The sequence below is a fragment of the Calothrix sp. PCC 7507 genome (assembly GCF_000316575.1).
In the GTDB taxonomy this organism is placed as follows: domain Bacteria; phylum Cyanobacteriota; class Cyanobacteriia; order Cyanobacteriales; family Nostocaceae; genus Fortiea.
The window spans coordinates 19,764-42,069 of sequence record NC_019682.1; the positions used below are offsets into that span (position 1 = coordinate 19,764).

Below are 22,306 nucleotides of genomic sequence, written 5' to 3' on the forward strand. Positions count from 1 at the left end.
TGGATGTGAGAGCTTTAGTGATAGAGGCTCTTTAAAGAGGACACTATAAGCTAAGTCTTCTAAATACTACTAACTTTTATTCTGCTAGTGGAGCCATATTGGCTCGAATTTTGACAACTTGCGCCATTTAGATTTATTTGCTGTCAAAAAAATCCCAGTGATGGCGCTGGAGATGGCTAATAATGCTTGCGGTATACGAATTACGTAGCTTGCTGCTCACTTCTTTAGCAAGTATGACAAATTCCGTTTTGCGGTAGCGAGATGCCAATCAATAATCAACATGATTACAAAAATATCCCACTCAAAAAATTTTGAGCGGGATTTTTAATCAAAACATTTCTTTAAACCCAGTCTCATTTTACACTGTTAAATCTGGATAATATCGAGGGGTAATACCCCTTAGTTTGACTGGAACTCTTTTATAACGTTTTGATGTTTGTTAAAAATGCTACTAAGTGTTTTATTGCAATATGTATAAAAAAAACTTTCAATATTGACAGCATTAGTATATAAATTTTTACTGCTATTCTTTTAAACCCTATCTCTAGGGTAGTGAACTGGGCAAAAAACAAAGCGATCGCCTCTAATATAAACTTTGATCTGCAATCTCTATTTTTATTGAGCGCCCAACATCTGTAAGATTTTTTCCGCATGGTCTAGATCCCCCACAATTCGCCGAATTGGGTGAGGCCAGACTTTGACGAGGGTGGGAGTGGCTGAAACTTGATCGATTTCTGCTTGCTCTGGATTTGTCAACACGTCAACCACTTTTAAAGTATAAGGATGTCCGAGCGATCGCTCTAACAGTTCGTGCAGATTGTGCAGGATACGCTCAGTATTCGCACTATGTCCGGCAACAAACAAGCGCAGAACATAACCTTGTGTTTTGAGTTGCAGCTTTTGTGCTGATGTCACAGCGTGACGATATTTTGGTGTTGGTTCAGCAAGGTCTAGGCGGACAATTAAATCGTGGTCTTCCCAAAGTTGAGGAAACGAAGAGCGATAAGTTGCTAACACCATGCGATCGCACATTCCCTCCTGCCAAGGAGCCGCTTGCCATACTAGATCCCCTGTCCTAAAAATAGCATTCAGCACAGCCTGGTGTCGTATAACAGCCGGATAAGCTTCCGCAAAAGTTCGCGCTTGCTGGTTACGTGGATCTAACCAGTGGTCAATAGTCGCTGTGTAACAAGGCACTAAAAAATGAGGCGGTTCTGGTAAGTCTAAAATTTCCTGTAAAGCAGCACACAAATGCAAATGCCATCGACCATGCTTACTAGGGTCGATGCAGTAAATTAAATCTCCTCCAGGTGTAAATAAGGCAATCCCTTTAAACAACTGGGGTCTAGATAGTTTATCTGTAGTCAAGTTATTTACAGGGAGTGGGGAACGGGGCAGGGGGTAGGGGGCAGGGAGCTGGGAGCTGGGAGCTGGGGGCTGGGGACTGGGGGCAGGGGGCTGGGAACAGGGGGAATTATACTTTGACTCCCAACTCCTAATTCCCGACTCCCAACTCCCAACTCCCAACTCCCAACTCCGATTAAACTCGCCCTCTGAGGAATTGAGCCATTTCGTTAGGAGTAGGCGACATTTCTAAGGCAGTTTCTTCAGTGATACGGCCATCCTGATAGAGATTGAGCAGAGACTGGTTCATTGTAATCATGCCATCAAAACCGGCTTGCTTCATCAATTCGCCAATTTCATCATACTTACCATCTTTGATCCATTCTTTAATTGCATCAGTGTTGATCAGGACATCGTGAAAAGCAGCCCGCTTGCCATCAGTCGTGCGACACAAACCTTGAGCAATCACTGCGACTAAGGACTCAGAAACTGCTACCCGCATTGAATCCTGTTCTTCTGCTGAGTAGAGATTGAGAATCCGCTCAATGGTTTTCACAGCACTATTAGTGTGCAAAGTACCCATTACCAGGTGACCAGTCTGAGCAGCTTTTAAAGCAGTGTTGACTGTTTCTTTATCCCGCATTTCCCCCACCAGAATCAAATCTGGGTCTTCCCGCAAAGCTGCTTTCAAAGCATTGTCAAATTTCCGGGTGTGCATTCCCACTTCCCGCTGCTTGACTAAAGACTTACGGCTTTGGTGGACAAATTCAATTGGGTCTTCGATGGTAATGATGTGCTTGGCCATCTCTTTATTAATGTAGTCAATCATGGCTGCCATCGTTGTGGACTTCCCAGAACCAGTAGGCCCAGTTACCAAAATTAAACCTTTGTGAGAATGGCAGATATCCCTAAACACCGGAGGTAATTTTAACTGTTCCATCGTCAAGATTTTCAGCGGAATCAACCGCAAAACCATTGCTGGTCCTTTGAGAGAGCCAAAAACATTGATCCGCACACGGGCAAATTCGTACTGAGTAGCACCGTCAAATTCTAAATGTTCTTCAAAGCGCTGAATTTCCGCCTCAGTCATCACCTCCCGCAACCAACTCATGAAACTTTCTTTATCTGTTTCTGGATATTCCGTGCCAACGATTTCGCCTCGGCTGCGGAAGCGGGGGGGTTCACCTACGCCCAAATGAAGGTCAGAAATTCCTTTGTCGTGAGCTTCCTTAATTAACTGCTCTAAAGTCACTCCTGAACTATTGGGTTTGGCGCTTACAGTTTGCGGAATTGGCGGTGGAGTTCCTGGACGATGAGCCGCAGCAGGGGGTGGAGGCGGTGCAGCTTGAGCAGTAGAGTGGCTGGAGTTGTTATTTGCTGACATATCCAACGTTTGCGTCGCCTGACGCTGCGTACTTATGGTTGGCGTTGGGGGTGGTGGTGGCATTGGTGGCGCATTACGTGTAGCAGCAGAGTTGGAACTTAATGGACGTTGTGTTTCTGTCATATATCTTTATAATTTGCAGGCAAAATGTTGATTTATTGAGAAGACGCCATCAGGACGCCCAAAGGCAGAGTAGTCAGTGTCTGTCTGCTCAGAACTTTCAAGTAACGGTCAGTGCCATTTCACTATAATTGCAAGTATAGTTTGTGACTCTTTGAATACGTCAGCTAAGATTTCAATAGCAATGCTTTAACTCTCCATAAACCTGTTTAACACACCCAATACCAGACAAAGCCTCAGTAATTACCTGGATAATTAAATGTGATTAATACAGCATTAGAGTTGTATTATGAAAACTTCAGCCTATTAGATGAGAAATTTTTCTCAAGTCGAGACACAAGTTGCTAGCAATTAACTGCAAAATCATTAACAGAGCATTTATTCAGCCCTATTAGAGAATTATGAGAATCCCAGTTCTTTTTTATAAGAAATGTTAACCAAAATCGGCTTAGTGGGTTGGCAACCCAGTTAATCCACTAATGATCTTTGTGGTCTACGCCCTAAGATAGATGTAGAAAACTAGCGTTTCCCATAGAAGTAAACCTGACTTTACATTCATAATTACAAAAAACTGACTGTAAACTTTAGTAAACAAATGCTCATTTTCTCAGATGGTTTTTATATACTGAACTTCACTAAAAGATAAATTTTGCTTGTCAAAAGCGAAATAAGACTGAAGTTAATTTTCTTGCTGTGTATTTGGGAGGAAAAGTCATGGTTTCGGCTGATAGCTCTAATCTAGGTAAGACCTACTCCTTGTTGATGATCAAAAGCTTTTTGATCTGGACTTTCACATTGGCAGTATGCTTATTGGTTGTTGGTTTTCCATTAGTAGTTTTAATGGCTACGGTCGGGTGTCTGTTGTCGATTGTGTTGCAATCAGTCATGCCTGTTAGCGCTGTTTTGCTGGTAGCAGGCGGTTTGATTATGTTTAATGTCATGGCAGTTTTGATCGCTGCTGGTGTATTAACCTTTAAGGGCGTACACCCAAAACAAATTAAATGGCTAAGTTGGTTGCATGGTGAAGCCGAGCAAATGCAGACTAGTGTCTACGCTGCTTGCCCTTTAACTTGTGATCTCAAACTATAGTCATCACAGCTAAATTCGACAAACAGTGCGCCCGGTTCACCCGGGTTTTTTCATGTTTATTTGTCTTGGGGAGTCAGGAATCATTGAAGGGTGCAGGGGGTAGAGAGCAGGGGGAAAACCCCATCGATAAATTTAGTTCCTCTTTACATAGACAGAGTTGAGTGGCGGTAAAATACTTAGGTTTAAGCTCTAGTTAACAAGTAAAATTTTATTCTACTCTAGCAATGACAAATTTCGGATAAACAGACAAAGCCTGACTCCATAGGTTATTACTATAAAGTATACGTAGGTGGGACTTATTCGTGTAGTAGCGATTTTTGTTTACCCAATCGTCTCACACATGATTCCAGATTGCTATATTGATGATTGACGAATGACTATTAATTAATCACTAATGACTGAGCAAAAAAGAGTTTACATTATCTTGGGCACTCGTCCGGAAGCAATTAAACTAGCTCCGGTAATTCAGGTTTTTCAAAATTCCCCAGATTTTGAATTGCGAGTAATTTTGACTGGACAGCATCGTGAGATGGTTGAGCAAGTGATGCAGCTGTTCAACCTGAAGGCAGATGGTAACTTGGAAATTATGCAGCCGCAACAATCTCTGAGTGATATTACTTGTCGCAGCTTGCGAGGCTTGGAGACTTTATTCCAAGAAAGCAAGCCAGATTTGGTGATTGTACAAGGAGACACTACCACAGCTTTTGCTGCAGCCTTGGCAGCGTTTTATCAAAAAATTCCTGTGGGTCATGTAGAAGCTGGCTTAAGAACTGATGAGCTATTCAATCCTTATCCAGAAGAAGCTAATCGGCGGCTAATTTCTCAAATCACCCAGTTGCACTTTGCACCGACACCTTTGGCTGTAGAAAATTTGCGGCGTTCTGGTGTTTTGGGTGAAGTTCACTTGACTGGTAACACGGTAATTGATGCATTGTTGAATGTGGCTGCAACTGAGCCAGCTTGCAATATACCAGGCTTGGAATGGAATTCATATCGCACCCTATTGGCAACAGTTCACCGTCGAGAGAATTGGGGAGAACCATTACAAGGAATTGCTGAGGGGTTTTTACAGATATTAGATAAGTTTCCTGATACAGCAATGCTCTTACCATTACACCGTAATCCGACGGTACGAGAACCTTTACAGGCTTTATTAGGAAATCATCCCCGAATTTTCTTGACAGAACCTTTAGATTATGCAGAGTTGGTGGGAGCAATTGGGCGATCGCATTTCTTACTCACTGACTCTGGTGGATTACAAGAAGAAGCACCCAGCTTAGGGAAACCAGTATTAGTTCTCAGAGAAACAACAGAAAGGCCAGAAGCAGTTGCGGCAGGTACGGCTAAACTTGTGGGAACTATCAGCAAAGACATTGTTGTGGCGGCGGCTGAGTTGCTAAGTAATCCTGAAGCTTATGAAACAATGGCCAACGCCATTAATCCTTTTGGGGATGGTAAGGCAGCAGAGCGAATTTTGCAAATAGTGCAAAATTATTTAAGTGTTGGCTGAAAGTGACGTCCCGCATAAGTCTGCGGGCATAAACCAAATTATGTTACGAAACGTAAATAGGTTTAAAACCTTTAACAAATGACAAAGGACAAAGCGCAAAGTCTGATCGCCGGAAGCCGGCGCTCAGAACTTTGAAAGAGAGGACAAATGACAGATCCGATTTGTCTTTCTCAAATAAGCGTGGAGGACGAGAGCGAAATGGTTAAATTTCCTAGACTTATCAACTGCCCACCGTTCAAGTTATATTGCAGTTATCAATGATTAGGAAAAACACCTGTGTTTCCTCTCTACGACGAAAATCAGACGCGAATCACACCGTATTTGACCTACGGGTTGATTGGCATGAATATTTTAGTTTTTCTTCATGAATATAGTCTGTCAAATGAACAACTAGAACTATTCTTCAAGCTGTATGCTGTAGTACCACGAGAGTTGACCACCAACTTTGCTGGAGAATGGACGACGTTATTTACGTCCCAGTTTTTGCACGGTGGTTGGTGGCACTTGATATCGAATATGTTGTTTCTCTGGGTTTTTGGTAACAATATTGAAGACCGCTTGGGTCATGTTAAATATCTGATTTTTTATTTGGCATGTGGTGCTTTAGCCGCTTTGTGCCAGTGGTTTATTGGCATGAATTCGGGGATTCCTTCCTTGGGGGCAAGTGGTGCAATTTCTGGGGTATTGGGTGCTTATCTTATCCGCTTCCCTCAAGCTAGGATTATGAGCTTGGTTTTTTTAGGATTTTTCGTCACTACTATCAGAATTCCGGCCATGATCTTGATCGGAATTTTCTTTCTTCAGAATGTGATTTCTGGTCTAGCTAGTTTGCAAGTTGCCGCTAATATGAGCGTGGAAACAGGCGGAGTTGCTTACTGGGCACATATTGGTGGCTTTGTCTTCGGGATAATCCTTGCTCCTTTATTTGGGTTATTTAGGCGAGAATATTAGGGGTTTGTCGGGAGTCGGGAGTTGGGAGTTGGGAGTCGGGAGTCAAGGATGATTGGTGAACACCTATTCCCCAGTCTCCATTCCCTATATAGATACTTCTGCTGATTCTTCCTGTGGTGAAGTTGTGGCTGGTTCTAAAACCGGTTCAGGCAGTGAAACGACGCTATCAGTAGCATTGATAATCGCGCCCAACAGCCCCAGTTCAGATTCCATCAATTGATCAACCGCTTCACCCAGCATGTTTTCTTGTGTATAAATTGGTCGCGTCACCAAGATGATCCCATCGCTGTAGGGTTGGATTAACAAAGGATCATTAGATAGGCTGAGGGGACTAGTATCTAAAATTACTAAGTCATAGCGTTCACGGGCATCCTCCATCAGCCTTCGCATTTCGCTGGATTCGAGAATTGCTGGGGCTTGTTGCACAGGCCCTGGACTGGGAATAATGTATAAATTTTCTACATCAGGAACCAGGTGGATACATTCGCTCAGTCTGGCATAATAGCGTAGGGGTTCAATAGTGGCGTCAGGATCGGAGGTAACTTTGAGGGATGAACAGCAAGAAGGCGATCGCACATCTGTTTCAATAATCAAAGTTCTTTTGCCAGCACGGGCGGAAGCTATACCCAAGTTATAAGCAGTGGCTGTTTTCCCCTCAGAACTAACGGTGCTAGCTATTAACACCACCTTTAAATTCTTCCCACCAATACGGCGTAAATTACTGCGGAATTTCTCATAAAATTCTAAATAGGGAGAATCTAATGCCAAGATAACTGGCACAGCAGATTTATCTAAGTCATCTACTGGCATAATGGGGATTTCTCCCAAAACTGCCACTTCCCGCTGTTTGAGGCTCTCGCGGATATCTTCTTTGGTTTTGAAAGTTCCCTCTAACGAACCTAATAAAAACACTACCCCACCACCAACCACCAATCCCATAAAACCACCAATAGCCAGGGTGACAGGCAGGCTTTTTGGTTTGATGATCAGAGGGAGTATTGTTGGTGGTTTGGCAACGCTGAGGCTGGTGACAGTTTCTGCTTCTGCTGTTTTAGCGTCAGTTAGCTTCGCCTGCATTTGGTCATAGACGGCTTTTTTGAGTGCAACCTCTTGTTCTAAACGCGATCGCTCTAATTGTTTATTAGGTATTAGAGAATATTCTCGGCGCAGTTTTACTTCTTCTTTGATTTGTTGCGCTAATTGTTGTTTTAGTGTGTCTCGTTGGGTTTGCAAAGCCACCATCTGGTTTGCTAACTGCTGCCGTGCTGGATCTAAGTTGCTTTGAGTACGGATATTCTGAACATTACCAGCTAATGGCGTAGTGATACCACTACCCCCAATCACCTCTGCTGCACGTTGTTGTAACAATTCCTCTGAGGCTTGTTTCTGGCGCTGCAACTGAATCATTGTTGGGTGTTCAGGTCGCAAATCTTTGCGGAGCAAGGCCATTTGTGATTCAGTTTGATAAATTTGCGATCGCAAGCTGGCAATAATGGGATCGGCACTCAAAGCTGAGGAAATAGAAGCTTGTTTGACATTTAAGCCCAATTTGTCCTGCAAACTGAGAATTTGGGCATCTAGCCCCGAAATAGTTAGTTGAATTTGGCGTTGCTGATTTTGACTGCTAGTAACTGCACCCAGCAGACTACCATTTTCAGCGGCTAATATTGCTGGTCGTTCGATGCGATCGTATTGTTCTAATCTTTTTTCCGCAGCTTGTAGTTCCCCTTTAACCTGCGGTACACGCTCGTTAATCTTCTCAATAATTGCGTTTAATCGTCCACTATTAATATTGCCACTCAACTTAATCATTTCCAGCATCAATTCTTGCAATATCTCTTTAGCTAGCTTGGCATTAGTATCTCTATATTTGATGACAATAACGGTAGATGCTGCCGCCTCTTTCTCCTTACTATCTGCTGCTTTGGGCAGACTGAGTGCAACACTTTTACCAATCTTGTCTGGTTTAACATTGACCTTCGCTGCCACAGATTCAATAATCTGGTTAGATAGCAAAACTTCCTCACTCAGCGCCTGTCCTTGCTGCTGAATTTCAGTACCAGTTGCCGAGAATGAAACTGGTGGACGCGTATATGTAAGTGCGCCGTCTGCTATGTATATGGGGGGTGGCTCTGGTTGTACAGCGACAACCGTTGACCCCGCCACAACTAAAACAAAACTGGCTAGTCCAATCCACTTATATTTTTCAAAAGCAATAAGATAACGTTTAACAATTGGTGGTGTCATTTGTCATTTGTCATTAATTATTTCTCCCGGTTGGTGAGTGCAGCCGAACCACATCTCCTCCCACTCCCGCACTCTGCTACTCCCTCAAAGCGGATCTATTTTGAAGATCCACCGCTAAAGAAGTCGAAGAAGCGGATGAAGCTTTGAATATTAAAGAATGGTTGGGTAATCGTAGTCAGAGCATTAGTAATTCTACCGATGAGGTTACGGCCAACAACAATAACATCATTGTCTTGGAGTGGCACATTTTGAGATATATCGCCTCCCAAAGCCCTTTTTGCATCAAGTTTTTGGGTAACAGCTTGTCCTCTTTCAGGATCGAAGCGTACTAGGGCGATATCCCGGAGGTTGGCAGTATCGAGATTGATGCCGCTTAAAGCATCAACAAAACTACTACCATTAGGCAGTGCTTGATTGACGATTCCCCCTGATGCATAATTTAAGACCCTGATTTTAATTTGTGGTATGGCCAAAGTGGAACGAGCTACCAAATTGCGATCGTAACCATCATCAGTACCAACTTCCCGACGCGGTACAACGATCGCATCACCGTCTTGTAGTCGTAAATTAGGCAATGAACTGCCATTTTGTAGCGCCGCGTATAGGTCAATAGTTTTTGAAATCACCGAACCATCCAGCAACCGCCGACGTACTTGTACTTGTCGCAGGTCTGCGATCGTCGTCGAACCACCAGATGAGAGCAAAGCATCAGGAACGCGGGGTGTTAACGACGAAATAGAATAAATTCCCGGACGAAAAACTTCCCCGCTCACAGTCACTTGGACTGGTCGCGGATTTGCTAATGAAACAACCACAATTGGATCGACCAGAAAACGACTTAAACCCAAGCGAATTTTTTCTTGGGCTTCTTCCAAACTCAAGCCTTGCAAGGATACAGTCCCTACTTGTGGCACGACAATGTTACCTTCTGGATTAATTACCGCTTGAATATTTAAATCCTGACGCTGCCCTGATAATGACAGAACTATAACTGGATTAATAACGTAACGATTAAGCAACCCGCGGATTTTTTCTTGTGCTGCTTGTAGAGTCAAACCTTGTAGTGACACTGTTCCTAGTAGTGGTACAACAACGTTACCTTCTGGATTAATAGCTGCTTGAAAGCTCAAATCGGGAAAGCGCTGAACTACAACACTAATGGCATCTCCTGGTCCTAAACGGTATGCACCAGGAGGGCGCTGAAGTCCAATACTAACTACATCTCCTGGACCTAAAAGATAGCGGTTGAGTTGGGGGGAATTTTCTTCATTTGCACTTGGTGGTACAAGTTCCGCATCTGCTGGAAGCGGGGATGGTTGTCCTGGTGATTGTTCTGGAGATGGTATAGGCTGGGCAACAACAGGTTGAGTTACTGTTGTCAAAAAAACGCCTAATTGAAACCCGACAAAACACAAGGCGCTGAATGCACGTATATGAGAATTGAGAGCTATAAACATTTGTGCAGTAAAGCCGAAATCATAATGAGTCGCGCCGAGTCGCCATTTTACTCTGCAAATACCTAAAGTGTCTCCTTTTTCTGAAAGGATATGCTATGAAAAAGGATACTAGGATTTTGGGTAAAATGATGAAGAATTTACGGTTTTTTACGTAATATTTCATACCCAATTCTGAAACCTGATGCTTGATTTTAGAAAATTAGTATGGGGGCTTAGGGCTTGCCCTAAGCCCCTACAAAGACTTGTAGCAAGCTTTTCATGAATTGGTATAACTGTCGTGCCTGCAAATTGCATAACGATCATGATTAGGCAAAACCTCTAAATCCTCTCCCATGCTGCCTCAATGTGCAAACTATACAACAGCTAGTCACAAAGGGCCTGCCATTAACGCCACTTGTACTGTTTCCCCAAGAGACTGAGCTAAAGACCAGGCTGTCTCCACTTGTCCTAAAGGTTCTATGGGTATGAGAATGCTCACCCCAACCCAAGGAGTTCTATGTTTGCGCCACTGTGCTAATTGATCTGCCACAAACCAGCGTAAAGGTGATGGGTGTCCACCGTCGGGCAAGGCGTACCATTGTAATACAGCAAAAGATTCCTGTGGTGTAGAGGCGCGAAAGAACCTAGCGTCTATTTTAGTTGTAGTATTTGACCCTAATCCTGATGGGGGTTTAAAAGTAAATTCGGCGGAGCGGTATTGAGCTATATCCCACTTTCCCCAGCGTGACTTTCCCCAACTGTTAATTTCTGACCACTCCTCCTCTGGTTGAGCAGTAGAACTATTTTGCGGTAACAAAAGTAGTATCGGCTGAGTTGGCAAGTCTGGTTTCTTGATTACTTGTAACGACCATTTTTTTTCACCGACTTGTTGTTCGGTTTGTTCAACAGTTTGCCAACCAGGGAGGGTTAACCCTGTCTTGCGTATCTGTCTCAATTCTTTGAGATGGGAGACAGGTGATGGCTTTTGCCATTGCCATTGTCCTGTGAGGTATCCGGGAACTGCTCCCACACCCAACAGCACCAGCAATGACAACAGTACTACTACCTGAGTCCATTGGTTTCCCTTGAGCAACTTAGATAAGGAAATCATCAGTAAAATTTGCACTAGTTAGGCAAAAGTTTACTCGCTTTGCATATCATTTGTCATTTGTTCCAATGCGGTTTAACGCCTCTTCCTCTCGTACTCTTTTAGAGAAGGATGTTTGAAAAGTCTCCTTATATGTCATGTTGAGGAATGTACCCCGTAGGGGATCTTGCTACGCTCTTAGCGTTCCCGCAGGGTAGCATCTGATCTCGACTTTATCCATTTTTGCGAAACCTAAAACCTGACGCTGAAACCCTTGTCGGATACTAGGTTTAGTTTTTGTAATTTATCGATAATCAGTGACGTGAAAAAAAGTATTTGCCAAAAGCCAGGGTTTTTGCCGGATAAAGAAGACCAAGCTCTTAATTTTGAATAAAGTCGAGCTAAGTCTCTTCTAATTTTGTAGTTTCTACATTTGTAGAGAAATAGCTATTAATCCGGTTCAACAGGGGTACTAGTAACATCAGCATACAAGTAGAATAGAGGTCGCCACCCCAACTGTCATGCAACCAATGAAAACCTGCTTCTTGACCTGTACCGTGAAAGAAGGTGAGTATTGTGTTGCGAACAATATTGGCACTAATGCTAATGATAACAGCAATGGATAAAAACCAAATAGTTATGCGGCGTGAAGATAAGACATCAGTCCAATAAAGCAGCATTAAGCTGACATAGATTGTTGTAAATAACATTTTCAACCCCGCACAATAAGGGGCTACTTCTACAATTCGTCCACCAACATATAGATTGGTTTGGTCAACAGTTACTTCCATGCCAAATTGATTTAGGATGAAGCCTGCAGTCCCTGCTATAAAACTTTGGAGAGGTAAGGTATAGGGAACAATCAGGTAAGGTAATGCTGTTGGGGTTGCGAGAAATACTAGCAATAAGGGGAATCCTTGCAATCGAAACCCTGAGCTACCTTTGAACCATAGGCATAATCCAGCGAGGATTGCGGGGAGGGAAAGGTTAACCCATTCAGGAACACCACTTAAATAAAAAACTCCCCCCACTAACAATAAAACAGCGCCTAAAGGATGGGTAGTATCTGGTAGACGTTGCCACTGTTTCCGTTTCAACCAAACTAGATAGGCAGCAAATGGTAGACCAATCATTCCGTGACTGAAATATTCATGTTCTATACTAATGTTTTTGTGGAGCCAGCCATCTAACCAGTGTAGCAATATGGGGACATAAAGTAATAATAGAATGCCTATAATTGCTACATTTAACAGTTGTGATGTATTTCTATTTTTAACCTGTATTTGAAGTGCCATGATTTTCAGTAATGCGGAATTTGAAATCAGTTAACTGTTGACTGTTGACTGTTAACTGATTATTGGCTAATAAATCAGCAATAAATTAAATACACAATAACTGTTGCTGTTCGCTGCTGAGAATGGATGCGATCGCTGTTATTACTTCTCTAACTTGGCTATTGCTTAAACCAGGATACATGGGTAATGATAATATTTCTTTTGCTAGCTTTTCTGCTTGGGGAAAATCTCCCACTTGATAACCTAAGTTAGTGAATGCTGGCTGTAGATGGCAAGGGATCGGGTAGTGAATGCCAGTTTGAATTCCAGCTGCTGTCAATTGTTCCTGAATTTGCTGGCGATCTAGGGGACAAGAATCATCAATTCTAATTACATAAAGATGATACACATGTCCTCTACCGCTGTAGTTTTGCATGGGAATGATGCCAGCGGATATTAGAGGTTGTAATTCTAGATCATACTGCTGGGCAATATTTAGGCGATCGCTATTCCATTTTGGTAAATATGGCAGTTTTTCTCGCAACACCGCTGCTTGCAAAGTATCCAAGCGACTATTTGTCCCCGATTCAATATGCACATACTTTTGCGATGAACCATAATTCCGCAAGCGCAACATTTTTTGGGCGATGTTTGGGTCTTTTGTCAATAGCATTCCCCCATCTCCAAATGCTCCTAAATTCTTGCTGGGATAGAAGCTAAAAGCTGCTGCAGTTCCTACTGAACCAGCCCGATATCCGTCTCTTTCTGCTAAATGTGCTTGTGCTGCATCTTCAAAAATAATTAGTTTGTAAGTATCGGCAAAATCTAATAGTTGCCTTGGTGATACCATCTGACCATAAAGATGTACAGGAATAATTGCTTTGGTATGGGGTGTTATCGCTTTAGCTGCTGCTTCTAAATCAATTAAGGCTGTTTGGCGATCGCAATCTACAAAAACTGGTTTTGCTCCGACACGTAGAACTCCAATTAGTGTGGCGACAAAAGTATTAGCGGGTAAAATCACTTCATCCCCAGCACCAATATTACAGGCTTCTAAGCCGAGAGCGATCGCATCTGTTCCTGATGCCACACCTACACCATATTCTGCGCCAGATGCAGCCGCAAATGCTGCCTCAAAATCTGAGACTGCTTGCCCTAAAATAAAATCTCCCTGTTTTAGTACAGCCTGTATTGCTTGCTCTAGTTGAATTTGAATCGGCTGATGTTGTAAGTTAAGGTCTACAAAGGGAATTCTAGTAATTGTTTTATTCATTGTCAGACAACCCCAAAATTAAATATCAAAAACTTGTTTGAAAATAGCTATCTTCTTTATGGCTTAATAAAATAAATTCAGCAAATTTTATTTAGTAAAGTTCATTTTCCACATGCACATTTTTTTAGACATAAGCATCCTAGTATTATTTAAATATTCTGACACCTGTATCATGACTCCTAAAATTCAATAGCAAATACTCCTAGTAACTTTCACGTAGTTATCAATTCAATCAAAAATAACTTGAGTAAAAACACTAGAAGTTTCCTAGATCTATATAAGAATGTCCAAACATTTTTTCCATTCTTAGTGTTATGCTACCCTCGTCGAATCTAAAACTAACGCTAACTAGCAGCAAAATCTAAATTAATAGTGAATGCACGAGTTTTCCTGAGAACATTTAGTACCAGTAGTTACGAACTCGTAGATGATCAAATCACCTATTTATCGGAATAGTAAAAAATTTTGTCCCCAGCTTGTTTATCAGAGGCAAAATTAGGGAATGCTTAAAAATAGTAAATAATAACCCGGAAACAGCGGTTATATAAACTACAGTACCGAGCAATTATCAAGGTAGCGGTGGCAATGTTAGAGCCTGAAAACAAATTATTTGCCCTAAAGGATGGTTGGGCTTCCCCAGAAACAAAAGAACAACAACGCCTCAAAGCATTGTCAGACTTAGGTTTACGGCAATCAGAAACCATTCCCGTTTTTGAGGAAGCTACTCAAACTGCTGCCCACTTTTTGGAAGCACCAATTTCCATTTTGGGATTTGTAGATCAAGAACGCCATTGGTTTAAGTCAGCGGTGGGCTTATCTAGGTTAGGACTGATGAATCATCTGGCACAAAGCCGCCAGTTGTTACGCCGGGAATCCTTTTGCAGCCAAGTGGTAGATAGCTATCAATTTTTAGTGATTAATGATACACATAAACTTAAGGATTCGGCGATCGCTGCTAGCAAGTTGGTTCAGGATTATGGTATTCGAGCTTACTTAGGAGCACCATTGATTGATGCTTCGGGTAATTGTCTCGGTGCATTGGCAGTCATGGATTTAATGCCGCGCAACTTTACAAAACGAGATATTGAGTTTTTACAAATCATTGCTCGTTGGAGCATGAGTGAATTTGAGCGGAATCGACTGTTGCAAGGGAAATCGGAAATCAGTGTTCCCAAAACTACTCCTACCCTATTACTCAACGACGAAACTAGCAGCGAGTTTAGAATCACTCCACCTGCTTTACAAGAAGAATCTGTTTCTACCAAGCAACTAAAACTAGATCTTTTGGGACAGTTAACTCAGGAGTTGCGTACACCGTTAACATCCGTACTGGGCATGGCTAGTGTCTTAGGACGTGAGATTTATGGCCCTTTAACAACCAAACAAAGAGAATATGTAGAAATTATTCAACACAGTGGTCGATATTTACTCTCTTTGGTAAATGAAATTACTGAGTTGGGCACAATGGATGATAGCTCAACTGATCTGAATCTAGCTCCTGTAGATATTGAGATGCTATGTCAACAAGCTATCAATACCTTAGAAGAAGCTGCTAACCGCCGTGAACAAGATATTCGCCTGTCTATAGAACCGGGGCGTAGTCGCATTTGGCCTTTGGATAAAGACAAGGTGCGGCAGATATTGTATCACCTGATTTTTAGCGTCATTCAACTTTCTGCGACAGGTAGCGTTGTTCGCATTCACGTCTCTTATAAGGAAAACACCCTCAACATTACTGTTTGGGTTTCACATCCTTGGCTGGGAGACGGGATGACAGACGTTGATCCTTTCTTTCGCCTTAGTCCCTTGTCTCTGATTGAGCTTGCAGATGAAGCAGCAACCTACAATAATTATGGTGAAAACCAAGAGTCATCAGTGGCAATAGAAGGGGCAAAAAACTTGAGTGATGCTCCATCAAATATATTGACTGTCAATTCAGGTATAGATTTAGCTAAACCGCATAGTAGTTTATCCCGCGAAAGCTTGGGACTGTTACTTAGCTGTCAGTTGGCAGAATTACACAGTGGACAAATTTCTATTCAAGGTTCACCAGAGTCAGGCTATCGCTATGTACTGGCTTTGCCACTACAACTAGCGACAACTTCCCCAGAAGCAGTTGAGTGATGTTTCATGACCAAGCCCCTTCTAGTGCGATCGCTCTGCATAGCAAGATCCCCAACGAAGTACGATGTGGAAATGGGGAACTCTCCGTTCCCCATCGGGCTAAACCTCCTACAGGACTTTTTGCTGAGATTTACTTTGATGTCATAGTGCGACAGATGGAATGAGCAGAAGCTCTCTGACAATCTAAAATCTAAAATCCAAAATGGTATCAATTGAGCCTCCAGGTTGAAACCCAGAGCTTTCTTAGGACATAAACTGAGCATAAAATCCTTACACCAAGGGACTTTTAAGTCTCTTACCTCTTACCTCTTACCTGCTATAAATATAGGGATTTCCTGTTATCTGTGAATAAATTCCCAATTTTTAATTTTCGTTATTACCTTTTTATAACTACCCGCATTATGATCAAGTCCAAGTTCTATGCGGTCGTGCTAATTGGTGACAACGTTTTTTATGAATTTAGTCTGGCAAAAATTCACTTTATCTAATTTCCCGATTCAAGAATATCTTGCTACCAGCTACCTGCACCGTTATGCAGCGGGGCTATTGCGTTCCTGGCGGCAAAGTAGTGTCTTAATGCAGTGGGGGGACCCGATAGCGGCTGTCTTGCTCAGTCTGGTGTATGGTCTTGCACCGTTTGTCTCCACTACCCTCATGGGTTTGCTACTGGCTGCTTGTGTGGCGTTTTGGCTACTGCTAACTTTATCGGATGAAACAACACCTAGAACCTCATTGGTTACTCCCATTCACCTGCTGGTGTTGCTCTACTGGGGAATTGCTGTAGTAGCCACGGCATTATCGCCAGTAAAAAAGGCGGCGTTGAATGATTTAGGAACTTTGACGCTCTATTTGTTGCTGTTTGCTCTTTGTGCAAGGGTCTTGAGGTCGCCCCGCTTGCGGTCTTGGATTATTGCCATTTACCTACACGCATCACTAATTACTAGTGTGTATGGGTTGCGCCAATGGTTTTTTGGTGCGACGGCGCTAGCAACTTGGGTTGATCCTGAATCGCCTTTGTCAAAGACTACAAGGGTTTATAGTTATTTGGGCAATCCTAATTTGTTGGCTGGGTATCTTTTGCCGGCTGTAGTTTTTAGTTTGGTAGCAATTTTTGCGTGGCAAGGCTGGAGCAAAAAAGCCCTAGCATTAACCATGTTTATTGTCAATACATCTTGTCTGATCTTAACTTTTAGTCGTGGTGGCTGGATTGGACTATTAGCAGCTATTTTAATCGTAATGGCATTGCTAATTTATTGGTGGAGTGTACAGATGCCTCCTTTTTGGCGCACTTGGTCGCTACCAATTATCTTTGGAGGTTTGATTGGGGCATTGCTGCTGGCGGTAATATTTGTTGAGCCTGTACGGTTGCGCGTTGTGAGTATTTTTGCAGATCGCCGAGATAGCAGTAATAATTTTCGACGCCATGTTTGGGATGCTGTCTTTGAGATGATACGCGATCGCCCAATTATTGGCATTGGTCCTGGTCACAACTCGTTCAATAAAGTCTATCCTCTCTACCAACACCCTCGCTATACGGCTTTGAGTGCCTATTCAGTTTTGCTAGAAGTGACTGTAGAAACTGGCTTTATTGGTTTAGGCTGTTTCTTGTGGCTAATCATTGTGAGTTTGAATGCAGGATATCTCCAACTGCGGCGATTGCGAGAGTCGACCAATGTACAGGGGTTTTGGTTGATTGGGGCGATCGCTTCTATGGTAGGTATGCTGGCTCATGGTGCTGTTGATACCGTCTGGTTTCGTCCTGAAGTCAATAGCCTTTGGTGGCTAATGGTTGCTTTGATTGCTAGTTACTGGTTACCTTTAACCCAAGACCGCACTCCAGAAATTAATTCACCCAACCAAGAACCTGCTGCAAATTAGTACCAAGTTGCACTCATGAGGAAGTAGGGAGAGATGAGGAAGTCACAAAAAATTATTATTCTCCCTCATCCCCCTCATCCTATGATTCCTAATCCCTATAGCTAGTAGCCCCCGGAGCATTAGGGTCACGATAACGAGTAGGTTCATCGTCGCGCCTTCTACCTGTTAAACCTGCTAAACCTAATAAACCAATTAATCCTAGCCAACCCCAATCAAAATCATCCCGGCGATCGTAGGTTGTAGTCCTTGGAGCAACGTCTGTTCTGGGTGAAGTAGTAGTAACCTGGGCTTGCACAGGTAAAGTTAAAGGCAAAATTGCCATACTTAAGGTGAGAACACCCGCGCCAACCGCTTTGCTAAAACTATGTGACATGGTGAAAGTTCCTCATTGGGACCAAAGTTATTCACCACTCTATCGAGTCCCAAAATAAGCAGAATCAATCTGTAGCTATAGACTAGGAGTTTTTTTAACTCACGCTCAGGATATACAACATGCTTGAACAGTAGGGTGACGCAAATAAAGCTAACTGGTGAGGATTGTCATTTGTCATTTGTCAGGGTTTCAGGTGTATTTACGTTTCGTAATATAGTTGAGTTTATTCTTGCCGACTTAATTACGCGATCGCTTAATAATTTTTCATTGCCCGTTGAATGTCACGTTGATCTTGGCGTCGTTTCAGGTCTTCTCGCTTATCGTGGAGCTTTTTACCTTTGCCCAGCGCTATACTCACTTTCACTCGGCCCCGTTTGAAATACATCTTTAAAGGAACTAAAGTTAAACCTTGCTGTTCCACTTTGCCAATTAACTTGCGGATTTCCTGGCGATGTAGTAACAACTTACGTGTGCGGCGAGGTTCATGATTAAAATATTGTCCGCTAGCTGTGTACGGGGAGATATGCACGTTAATTAACCATGCTTCACCATCACGAATCAAAGCATAGCCATCTTGGAGATTGACTTTGCCTGCGCGAATCGACTTCACTTCGGTTCCTGCCAATTGAATTCCAGCTTCGTAAGTCTCTAGGATTTCATACAAATAACGAGCTTGTCGATTGTCACTAATAACTTTAAAACTTTCGCTCTTTTCACTCATTGAATATTCGGCGTGCGTTAAATATGTCTAACAAATCGTTTGAAATGGCTTGAAAATGGGGAATAAGGGATGGAGGATAGAGATTTTTATCCTTTGTTATGGGTTTTTCCCGTGATTGACTGGCTGGTAAACTTATTGGGAGAATATTAAACTGGCATAAATGGTTACTTGGATATCAGGCTTATCTTAATCTAATGTAGCTTTTTCAAGTTCCCAATTAAAAGTGGTTCCGCAATTTTTATTTTGGGGAAAATATGTAACAGGTAAATTTTAATTTACATTAAAATGAGCTATTACTCTATGTAACTTGCTTATTTGTAACAAAGTAACAAGCTTTTTTCACCTCACAAGCACTGGCGGGGGAATCTACGTTACAATTTATTAATACTTTCTAAAGATTTAATATTTTCTTTATAAATTAACCGTCAGGCAGTCATTAGCAGGTAATCCTGTCATAGTATGAAACATGAGAACACTATTCTTGCCTGTGTTCACTAGTAGCGCTCATAGAAGCAAATTTGTTAGTCAAAAAAATGCTAGGGGTGTACCATCAATGCCCTTGAAGATCCTTGTAGTGGATGACGATCTGGGTACTCGTCTGTCTATTAGCGACTATCTTGAACTGTCTGGCTACTCGTTGATTACGGCTAATGATGGTCAAGAGGCTTTGTCGATGGTGATGGAGTATCATCCTGATTTAATTGTCACCGATATTGTCATGCCACGGATGAACGGCTATGAATTAGTCCGCCGAGTGCGTCAACAACCAGGATATCGTTTATTACCTGTAATTTTATTAACAGCACGAACTAAGACTCAGGAACGAATTTTGGGATATCAATCAGGGTGCGATTTATATTTGCCGAAGCCGTTTGAACTAGAGGAGTTAGCCGCAGCGATTCGCAATCTTTTGGAGCGATCGCAAATAATTCAATCCGAGTACCGCTTTTCTCATAAAGAGAACTTGGACAATTCCACCCAAACCAGAGCAGTGGAAGGATATGACTCCCAGTATACTCATATTCACCAGTCTCAGCTAATTTCTTCTCTAACTACCAGAGAACAAGAAGTACTAGAACTGTTAACTCATGGTCTTTCTAATGCCGAAATGGGTCATCAGCTGCACCTGAGTCCGCGCACAGTAGAAAAGTACGTTAGCAGCTTATTGAGAAAAACAACAACTAGTAACCGAGCCGAACTAGTGCGTTTTGCAATTAAGCACGGTTTAGTAGAATAGATTGAAGTCTGAAGTCTGAAGTCTGAAGTCTGAAGTCTGAAGTCTAAAAAAACCGATACATGCCCCCCCCAATCTCAATCAACAGTCAACAGTCAACAGTTTTTCTGGCTCACAACATATTCCAGCAGTCCTTCACAAGCATCAACTAGTAAATCAATAACCTGATTAAATCCTTCTGAACCACCGTAATAGGGATCAGGAACTTGCTTGAGGGTGTGCTGAGAGCAAAAATCACACATCAAACGGACTTTATGGTTAAACTGCTGGCTGCGGTCAAGAGAGAGGATATTCTCATAATTTTCTTGATCCATCGCCAAAATCAAATCAAAGTCTTGAAAGTCTGACTTTTGAAACTGACGTGCTTGACCACGCAGTTTGATTCCCAGCTTTGTAGATGCGGCAGCACTCATGCGCCGATCAGGTGGGCTACCGACGTGATAACTCGATGTACCAGCAGAGTCACACAAAATACTTTCGCTCAAGCCAGCTTGAGCGATCAGATGATTCATAATGTTCTCTGCCGATGGCGATCGGCAGATGTTTCCTAGGCAAACAAACAGCAGCTTATAAGGCATAAATATCTCGCTTCGCAAAGTCAAAAGTCAAGAGTCCAAAGTCAAGAGTTCTTAATTTTGACTCTTGACTCTTGACTCTTGACCGTTGACTAAAACCCCGGTAACTCTAGCCCGCTGGTCAAGTCTTCCATGCGTTCCCGCATTGTTGCTGTGGATTTTTCATAGGCATTTTTCATGGCTGCTGTCACAAGATCCGAAAGTATTTCTGCTCCTTGTGCTAGGGCTTCTGGGGCAATTTCTACTCGCTTGGGTTCTTGATTACCACTGACAATCACCTTGACCAGACCACCGCCTGATTCTCCTAGAATCTCCATTTGCTCCAATTCTTCTTGGAGTCGCTTCGCACCTTCTTGAACTTGCTGTGCTTTTTTGAAAGCTTCGGCGAGTTCTTTCATTTTTCCTAAGCCAAAGCCAAATCCCTGTCCTTTTCCTGTCATAATCAATTGTCCGCGTGTGCGTTGAATTACAAATCAAATTCAATTATAGATGCGGTGAGTAATTTGCCTGTTTTTTTACTCGTAATTAATGTACCGTTTGCTGGAGATTGCTCAGGAGTTAGGAGTTAGGAGTCAAGGATTATTCCCCCATGCCCAACGCCCCATGCCCTTAACCAGCAGCTTGAAACTCTCCCAGCATTTTAACTTCTGGCTCTAGCCAAACTGACCAACGGTCTTGTACTTGGTGCTGAATATGGCGAATGAGGCAAAAGATATCACTAGCTTTTGCCCCACCACGGTTAACAATGAAATTGGCATGGAGTTGTGCCACTTGTGCCCCACCAATTTGAAACCCTTTGAGTCCAGTTTGTTCGATTAACCATCCTGCGGACTGAGGTTTAGGATTGCGGAACACGCTACCACAACTAGGGAAGTTGTAGGGTTGAGTGGACAGTCGATGCTGTTTGTGTTGTTTGGTTGCTGCCAAAACTTGTGCGGGATCAGCACCAGGTTGAAGTTGTAAGGTGGCGTGGGTAACAATTCGTTGACCCTGCTTTTCGGTGCGCGCAGTGTCCCCTAAGAACGGAGCATGGCTGCCTTGCAGTAATGAAGTCCGGTAGCTATAACCTAACTCTGAGGGAGTGAGAGTTTGTAGTGTACCGTCAGGTAGAAGTACTTGGGCACTAACTAACATATCTGCGATACAGCTACTGTGTGCGCCTGCATTCATAACGACGGCTCCCCCAACGGTTCCGGGGATACCCACAGCCCACTCCAATCCTTGCCAGCCCAAATCTGCTGCCTGCCACGCCAAGCTAGGGATTGATTCTCCGGCGGCGACTGTTAATTGACCTGTCTCTGGGTCAAAGTGGCTATAACGGAGATGACGAGTAGCAATCACTAAGCCTGGTAGACCGCGATCGCTCACTAATAGGTTAGAACCAGCACCTAGTATTGTTACTGAGAGCGCACGTTCTTTTGCGTACTCAATACCTGCTTGTAATGCTTCTATATTCCTGGGAGAAATGTACCATTCGGCCGCACCACCAACCCTATAGGAGGTAAACGCTGACAAGGATGCCTGGGACTTGATCACACAATCAGTACCCGGCAAGTAAATTACCTCACCCTTGACGGAATTAGCTGTTTCTTGTTTCTCTGTAGTCAAAGTAGAAACTGTGCAAACTTTGCCAGTCACCTGGGAGATTATCATCTTTTAGGTCAATCGGTAATTTTTTTACATTTA

The 22,306-nt window shown here is 42.8% G+C and carries 19 protein-coding genes; 7 read left to right on the top strand and 12 right to left on the bottom strand.

All coding sequences use genetic code 11. The annotated features are described in order from the left end of the window. Window positions 1–615: 615 nt before the first annotated feature. Window positions 616–1,368 (bottom strand): circadian clock KaiB family protein, encoded by a 753-nt coding sequence (locus CAL7507_RS00085; RefSeq protein ID WP_042341684.1) that lies wholly within the window; start codon window positions 1,366–1,368, stop codon window positions 616–618. Window positions 1,369–1,540: 172 nt separating this feature from the next. After that, entirely contained in the window at window positions 1,541–2,851 is a 1,311-nt protein-coding gene (locus tag CAL7507_RS00090) for a type IV pilus twitching motility protein PilT (protein ID WP_015126359.1), read from the bottom strand. Window positions 2,852–3,562: 711 nt separating this feature from the next. Here CAL7507_RS00090 and CAL7507_RS00095 point away from each other — a divergent pair. The 3 genes from CAL7507_RS00095 (at window position 3,563) to CAL7507_RS00105 (ending at window position 6,398) form a co-directional block, all read left to right on the top strand. Then, window positions 3,563–3,937: a hypothetical protein gene (locus CAL7507_RS00095; protein WP_015126360.1), complete on the top strand. Its 375-nt coding sequence runs from the start codon at window positions 3,563–3,565 to the stop codon at window positions 3,935–3,937. Between the two features lie 394 nt (window positions 3,938–4,331). After that, window positions 4,332–5,447: a non-hydrolyzing UDP-N-acetylglucosamine 2-epimerase gene (gene wecB / locus CAL7507_RS00100; RefSeq protein ID WP_015126361.1), complete on the top strand. Its 1,116-nt coding sequence runs from the start codon at window positions 4,332–4,334 to the stop codon at window positions 5,445–5,447. Between the two features lie 276 nt (window positions 5,448–5,723). Then, window positions 5,724–6,398 (top strand): rhomboid family intramembrane serine protease, encoded by a 675-nt coding sequence (locus CAL7507_RS00105; RefSeq protein ID WP_015126362.1) that lies wholly within the window; start codon window positions 5,724–5,726, stop codon window positions 6,396–6,398. 84 nt (window positions 6,399–6,482) lie between these two features. On the opposite strand, the gene CAL7507_RS00110 is transcribed toward CAL7507_RS00105, so the two are convergent. From CAL7507_RS00110 to CAL7507_RS00130, 5 genes are all read right to left on the bottom strand, one after another. Further along, window positions 6,483–8,645: a polysaccharide biosynthesis tyrosine autokinase gene (locus CAL7507_RS00110; RefSeq protein WP_015126363.1), complete on the bottom strand. Its 2,163-nt coding sequence runs from the start codon at window positions 8,643–8,645 to the stop codon at window positions 6,483–6,485. A 95-nt stretch (window positions 8,646–8,740) separates the two neighbouring features. Next, window positions 8,741–10,102 carry a polysaccharide biosynthesis/export family protein gene (locus tag CAL7507_RS00115; protein ID WP_015126364.1) on the bottom strand — a complete coding sequence of 454 codons (1,362 nt, stop codon included), beginning with the start codon at window positions 10,100–10,102 and terminating at the stop codon, window positions 8,741–8,743. Window positions 10,103–10,469: 367 nt separating this feature from the next. Continuing rightward, the gene (locus CAL7507_RS00120; protein WP_015126365.1) at window positions 10,470–11,192 is read right to left on the bottom strand and encodes a cyanoexosortase B system-associated protein; all 723 of its coding nucleotides are present in this window, start codon (window positions 11,190–11,192) and stop codon (window positions 10,470–10,472) included. A gap of 377 nt (window positions 11,193–11,569) precedes the next feature. Then, window positions 11,570–12,463 (bottom strand): cyanoexosortase B, encoded by an 894-nt coding sequence (crtB, locus tag CAL7507_RS00125; protein ID WP_015126366.1) that lies wholly within the window; start codon window positions 12,461–12,463, stop codon window positions 11,570–11,572. A gap of 85 nt (window positions 12,464–12,548) precedes the next feature. Beyond that, window positions 12,549–13,715 carry a DegT/DnrJ/EryC1/StrS aminotransferase family protein gene (locus tag CAL7507_RS00130; protein WP_015126367.1) on the bottom strand — a complete coding sequence of 389 codons (1,167 nt, stop codon included), beginning with the start codon at window positions 13,713–13,715 and terminating at the stop codon, window positions 12,549–12,551. Between the two features lie 585 nt (window positions 13,716–14,300). Here CAL7507_RS00130 and CAL7507_RS00135 point away from each other — a divergent pair. The 3 genes from CAL7507_RS00135 to CAL7507_RS00140 all read left to right on the top strand — a co-directional run bounded on the left by CAL7507_RS00135 (window position 14,301) and on the right by CAL7507_RS00140 (window position 17,717). Continuing rightward, on the top strand, window positions 14,301–15,839 hold the full coding sequence (locus CAL7507_RS00135; protein ID WP_015126368.1) for a GAF domain-containing sensor histidine kinase: 1,539 nt from the start codon (window positions 14,301–14,303) through the stop codon (window positions 15,837–15,839). After that, window positions 15,839–16,003 (top strand): hypothetical protein, encoded by a 165-nt coding sequence (locus CAL7507_RS32100; RefSeq protein ID WP_015126369.1) that lies wholly within the window; start codon window positions 15,839–15,841, stop codon window positions 16,001–16,003. The genes CAL7507_RS00135 and CAL7507_RS32100 overlap by 1 nt, the downstream gene beginning before the upstream one ends. A gap of 289 nt (window positions 16,004–16,292) precedes the next feature. Continuing rightward, window positions 16,293–17,717 carry an IctB family putative bicarbonate transporter gene (locus CAL7507_RS00140; protein ID WP_015126370.1) on the top strand — a complete coding sequence of 475 codons (1,425 nt, stop codon included), beginning with the start codon at window positions 16,293–16,295 and terminating at the stop codon, window positions 17,715–17,717. Between the two features lie 88 nt (window positions 17,718–17,805). Here CAL7507_RS00140 and CAL7507_RS00145 read toward each other — a convergent pair whose 3' ends face one another. Together CAL7507_RS00145 and smpB are read right to left on the bottom strand one after the other, a co-directional pair. Continuing rightward, complete coding sequence (locus CAL7507_RS00145; protein WP_015126371.1) at window positions 17,806–18,090, bottom strand: WGxxGxxG family protein; 285 nt, start codon at window positions 18,088–18,090, stop codon at window positions 17,806–17,808. A 253-nt stretch (window positions 18,091–18,343) separates the two neighbouring features. After that, window positions 18,344–18,811, bottom strand: coding sequence for an SsrA-binding protein SmpB (gene smpB, locus CAL7507_RS00150; RefSeq protein ID WP_015126372.1), 468 nt, complete (start codon window positions 18,809–18,811; stop codon window positions 18,344–18,346). 553 nt (window positions 18,812–19,364) lie between these two features. Between smpB and CAL7507_RS00155 the strand changes: the two genes are divergently transcribed. Continuing rightward, complete coding sequence (locus CAL7507_RS00155) at window positions 19,365–20,048, top strand: response regulator transcription factor (protein WP_015126373.1); 684 nt, start codon at window positions 19,365–19,367, stop codon at window positions 20,046–20,048. Window positions 20,049–20,140: 92 nt separating this feature from the next. Here CAL7507_RS00155 and CAL7507_RS00160 read toward each other — a convergent pair whose 3' ends face one another. The 3 genes from CAL7507_RS00160 to murB form a co-directional block, all read right to left on the bottom strand. Beyond that, entirely contained in the window at window positions 20,141–20,623 is a 483-nt protein-coding gene (locus tag CAL7507_RS00160; protein WP_015126374.1) for a low molecular weight protein-tyrosine-phosphatase, read from the bottom strand. An 89-nt stretch (window positions 20,624–20,712) separates the two neighbouring features. Further along, window positions 20,713–21,060, bottom strand: coding sequence for a YbaB/EbfC family nucleoid-associated protein (locus CAL7507_RS00165; RefSeq protein WP_015126375.1), 348 nt, complete (start codon window positions 21,058–21,060; stop codon window positions 20,713–20,715). Window positions 21,061–21,229: 169 nt separating this feature from the next. Further along, entirely contained in the window at window positions 21,230–22,273 is a 1,044-nt protein-coding gene (gene murB, locus CAL7507_RS00170) for a UDP-N-acetylmuramate dehydrogenase (RefSeq protein ID WP_015126376.1), read from the bottom strand. Window positions 22,274–22,306 lie beyond the last annotated feature (33 nt).

What these genes read in the sequence shown, in the direction of transcription:
- CAL7507_RS32100 (WP_015126369.1), top strand. Translation starts at nt 15,839, where the DNA reads ATGTTTCATGACCAAGCCCCTTCTAGTGCGATCGCTCTGCATAGCAAG.
- CAL7507_RS00120 (WP_015126365.1), bottom strand. Translation starts at nt 11,192, where the DNA reads ATGATTTCCTTATCTAAGTTGCTCAAGGGAAACCAATGGACTCAGGTA.
- murB (WP_015126376.1), bottom strand. Translation starts at nt 22,273, where the DNA reads ATGATAATCTCCCAGGTGACTGGCAAAGTTTGCACAGTTTCTACTTTG.
- CAL7507_RS00095 (WP_015126360.1), top strand. Translation starts at nt 3,563, where the DNA reads ATGGTTTCGGCTGATAGCTCTAATCTAGGTAAGACCTACTCCTTGTTG.
- wecB (WP_015126361.1), top strand. Translation starts at nt 4,332, where the DNA reads ATGACTGAGCAAAAAAGAGTTTACATTATCTTGGGCACTCGTCCGGAA.
- CAL7507_RS00165 (WP_015126375.1), bottom strand. Translation starts at nt 21,060, where the DNA reads ATGACAGGAAAAGGACAGGGATTTGGCTTTGGCTTAGGAAAAATGAAA.
- CAL7507_RS00140 (WP_015126370.1), top strand. Translation starts at nt 16,293, where the DNA reads ATGAATTTAGTCTGGCAAAAATTCACTTTATCTAATTTCCCGATTCAA.
- CAL7507_RS00115 (WP_015126364.1), bottom strand. Translation starts at nt 10,102, where the DNA reads ATGTTTATAGCTCTCAATTCTCATATACGTGCATTCAGCGCCTTGTGT.
- CAL7507_RS00130 (WP_015126367.1), bottom strand. Translation starts at nt 13,715, where the DNA reads ATGAATAAAACAATTACTAGAATTCCCTTTGTAGACCTTAACTTACAA.
- crtB (WP_015126366.1), bottom strand. Translation starts at nt 12,463, where the DNA reads ATGGCACTTCAAATACAGGTTAAAAATAGAAATACATCACAACTGTTA.
- CAL7507_RS00155 (WP_015126373.1), top strand. Translation starts at nt 19,365, where the DNA reads ATGCCCTTGAAGATCCTTGTAGTGGATGACGATCTGGGTACTCGTCTG.
- CAL7507_RS00135 (WP_015126368.1), top strand. Translation starts at nt 14,301, where the DNA reads ATGTTAGAGCCTGAAAACAAATTATTTGCCCTAAAGGATGGTTGGGCT.
- CAL7507_RS00145 (WP_015126371.1), bottom strand. Translation starts at nt 18,090, where the DNA reads ATGTCACATAGTTTTAGCAAAGCGGTTGGCGCGGGTGTTCTCACCTTA.
- CAL7507_RS00110 (WP_015126363.1), bottom strand. Translation starts at nt 8,645, where the DNA reads ATGACACCACCAATTGTTAAACGTTATCTTATTGCTTTTGAAAAATAT.
- smpB (WP_015126372.1), bottom strand. Translation starts at nt 18,811, where the DNA reads ATGAGTGAAAAGAGCGAAAGTTTTAAAGTTATTAGTGACAATCGACAA.
- CAL7507_RS00090 (WP_015126359.1), bottom strand. Translation starts at nt 2,851, where the DNA reads ATGACAGAAACACAACGTCCATTAAGTTCCAACTCTGCTGCTACACGT.
- CAL7507_RS00160 (WP_015126374.1), bottom strand. Translation starts at nt 20,623, where the DNA reads ATGCCTTATAAGCTGCTGTTTGTTTGCCTAGGAAACATCTGCCGATCG.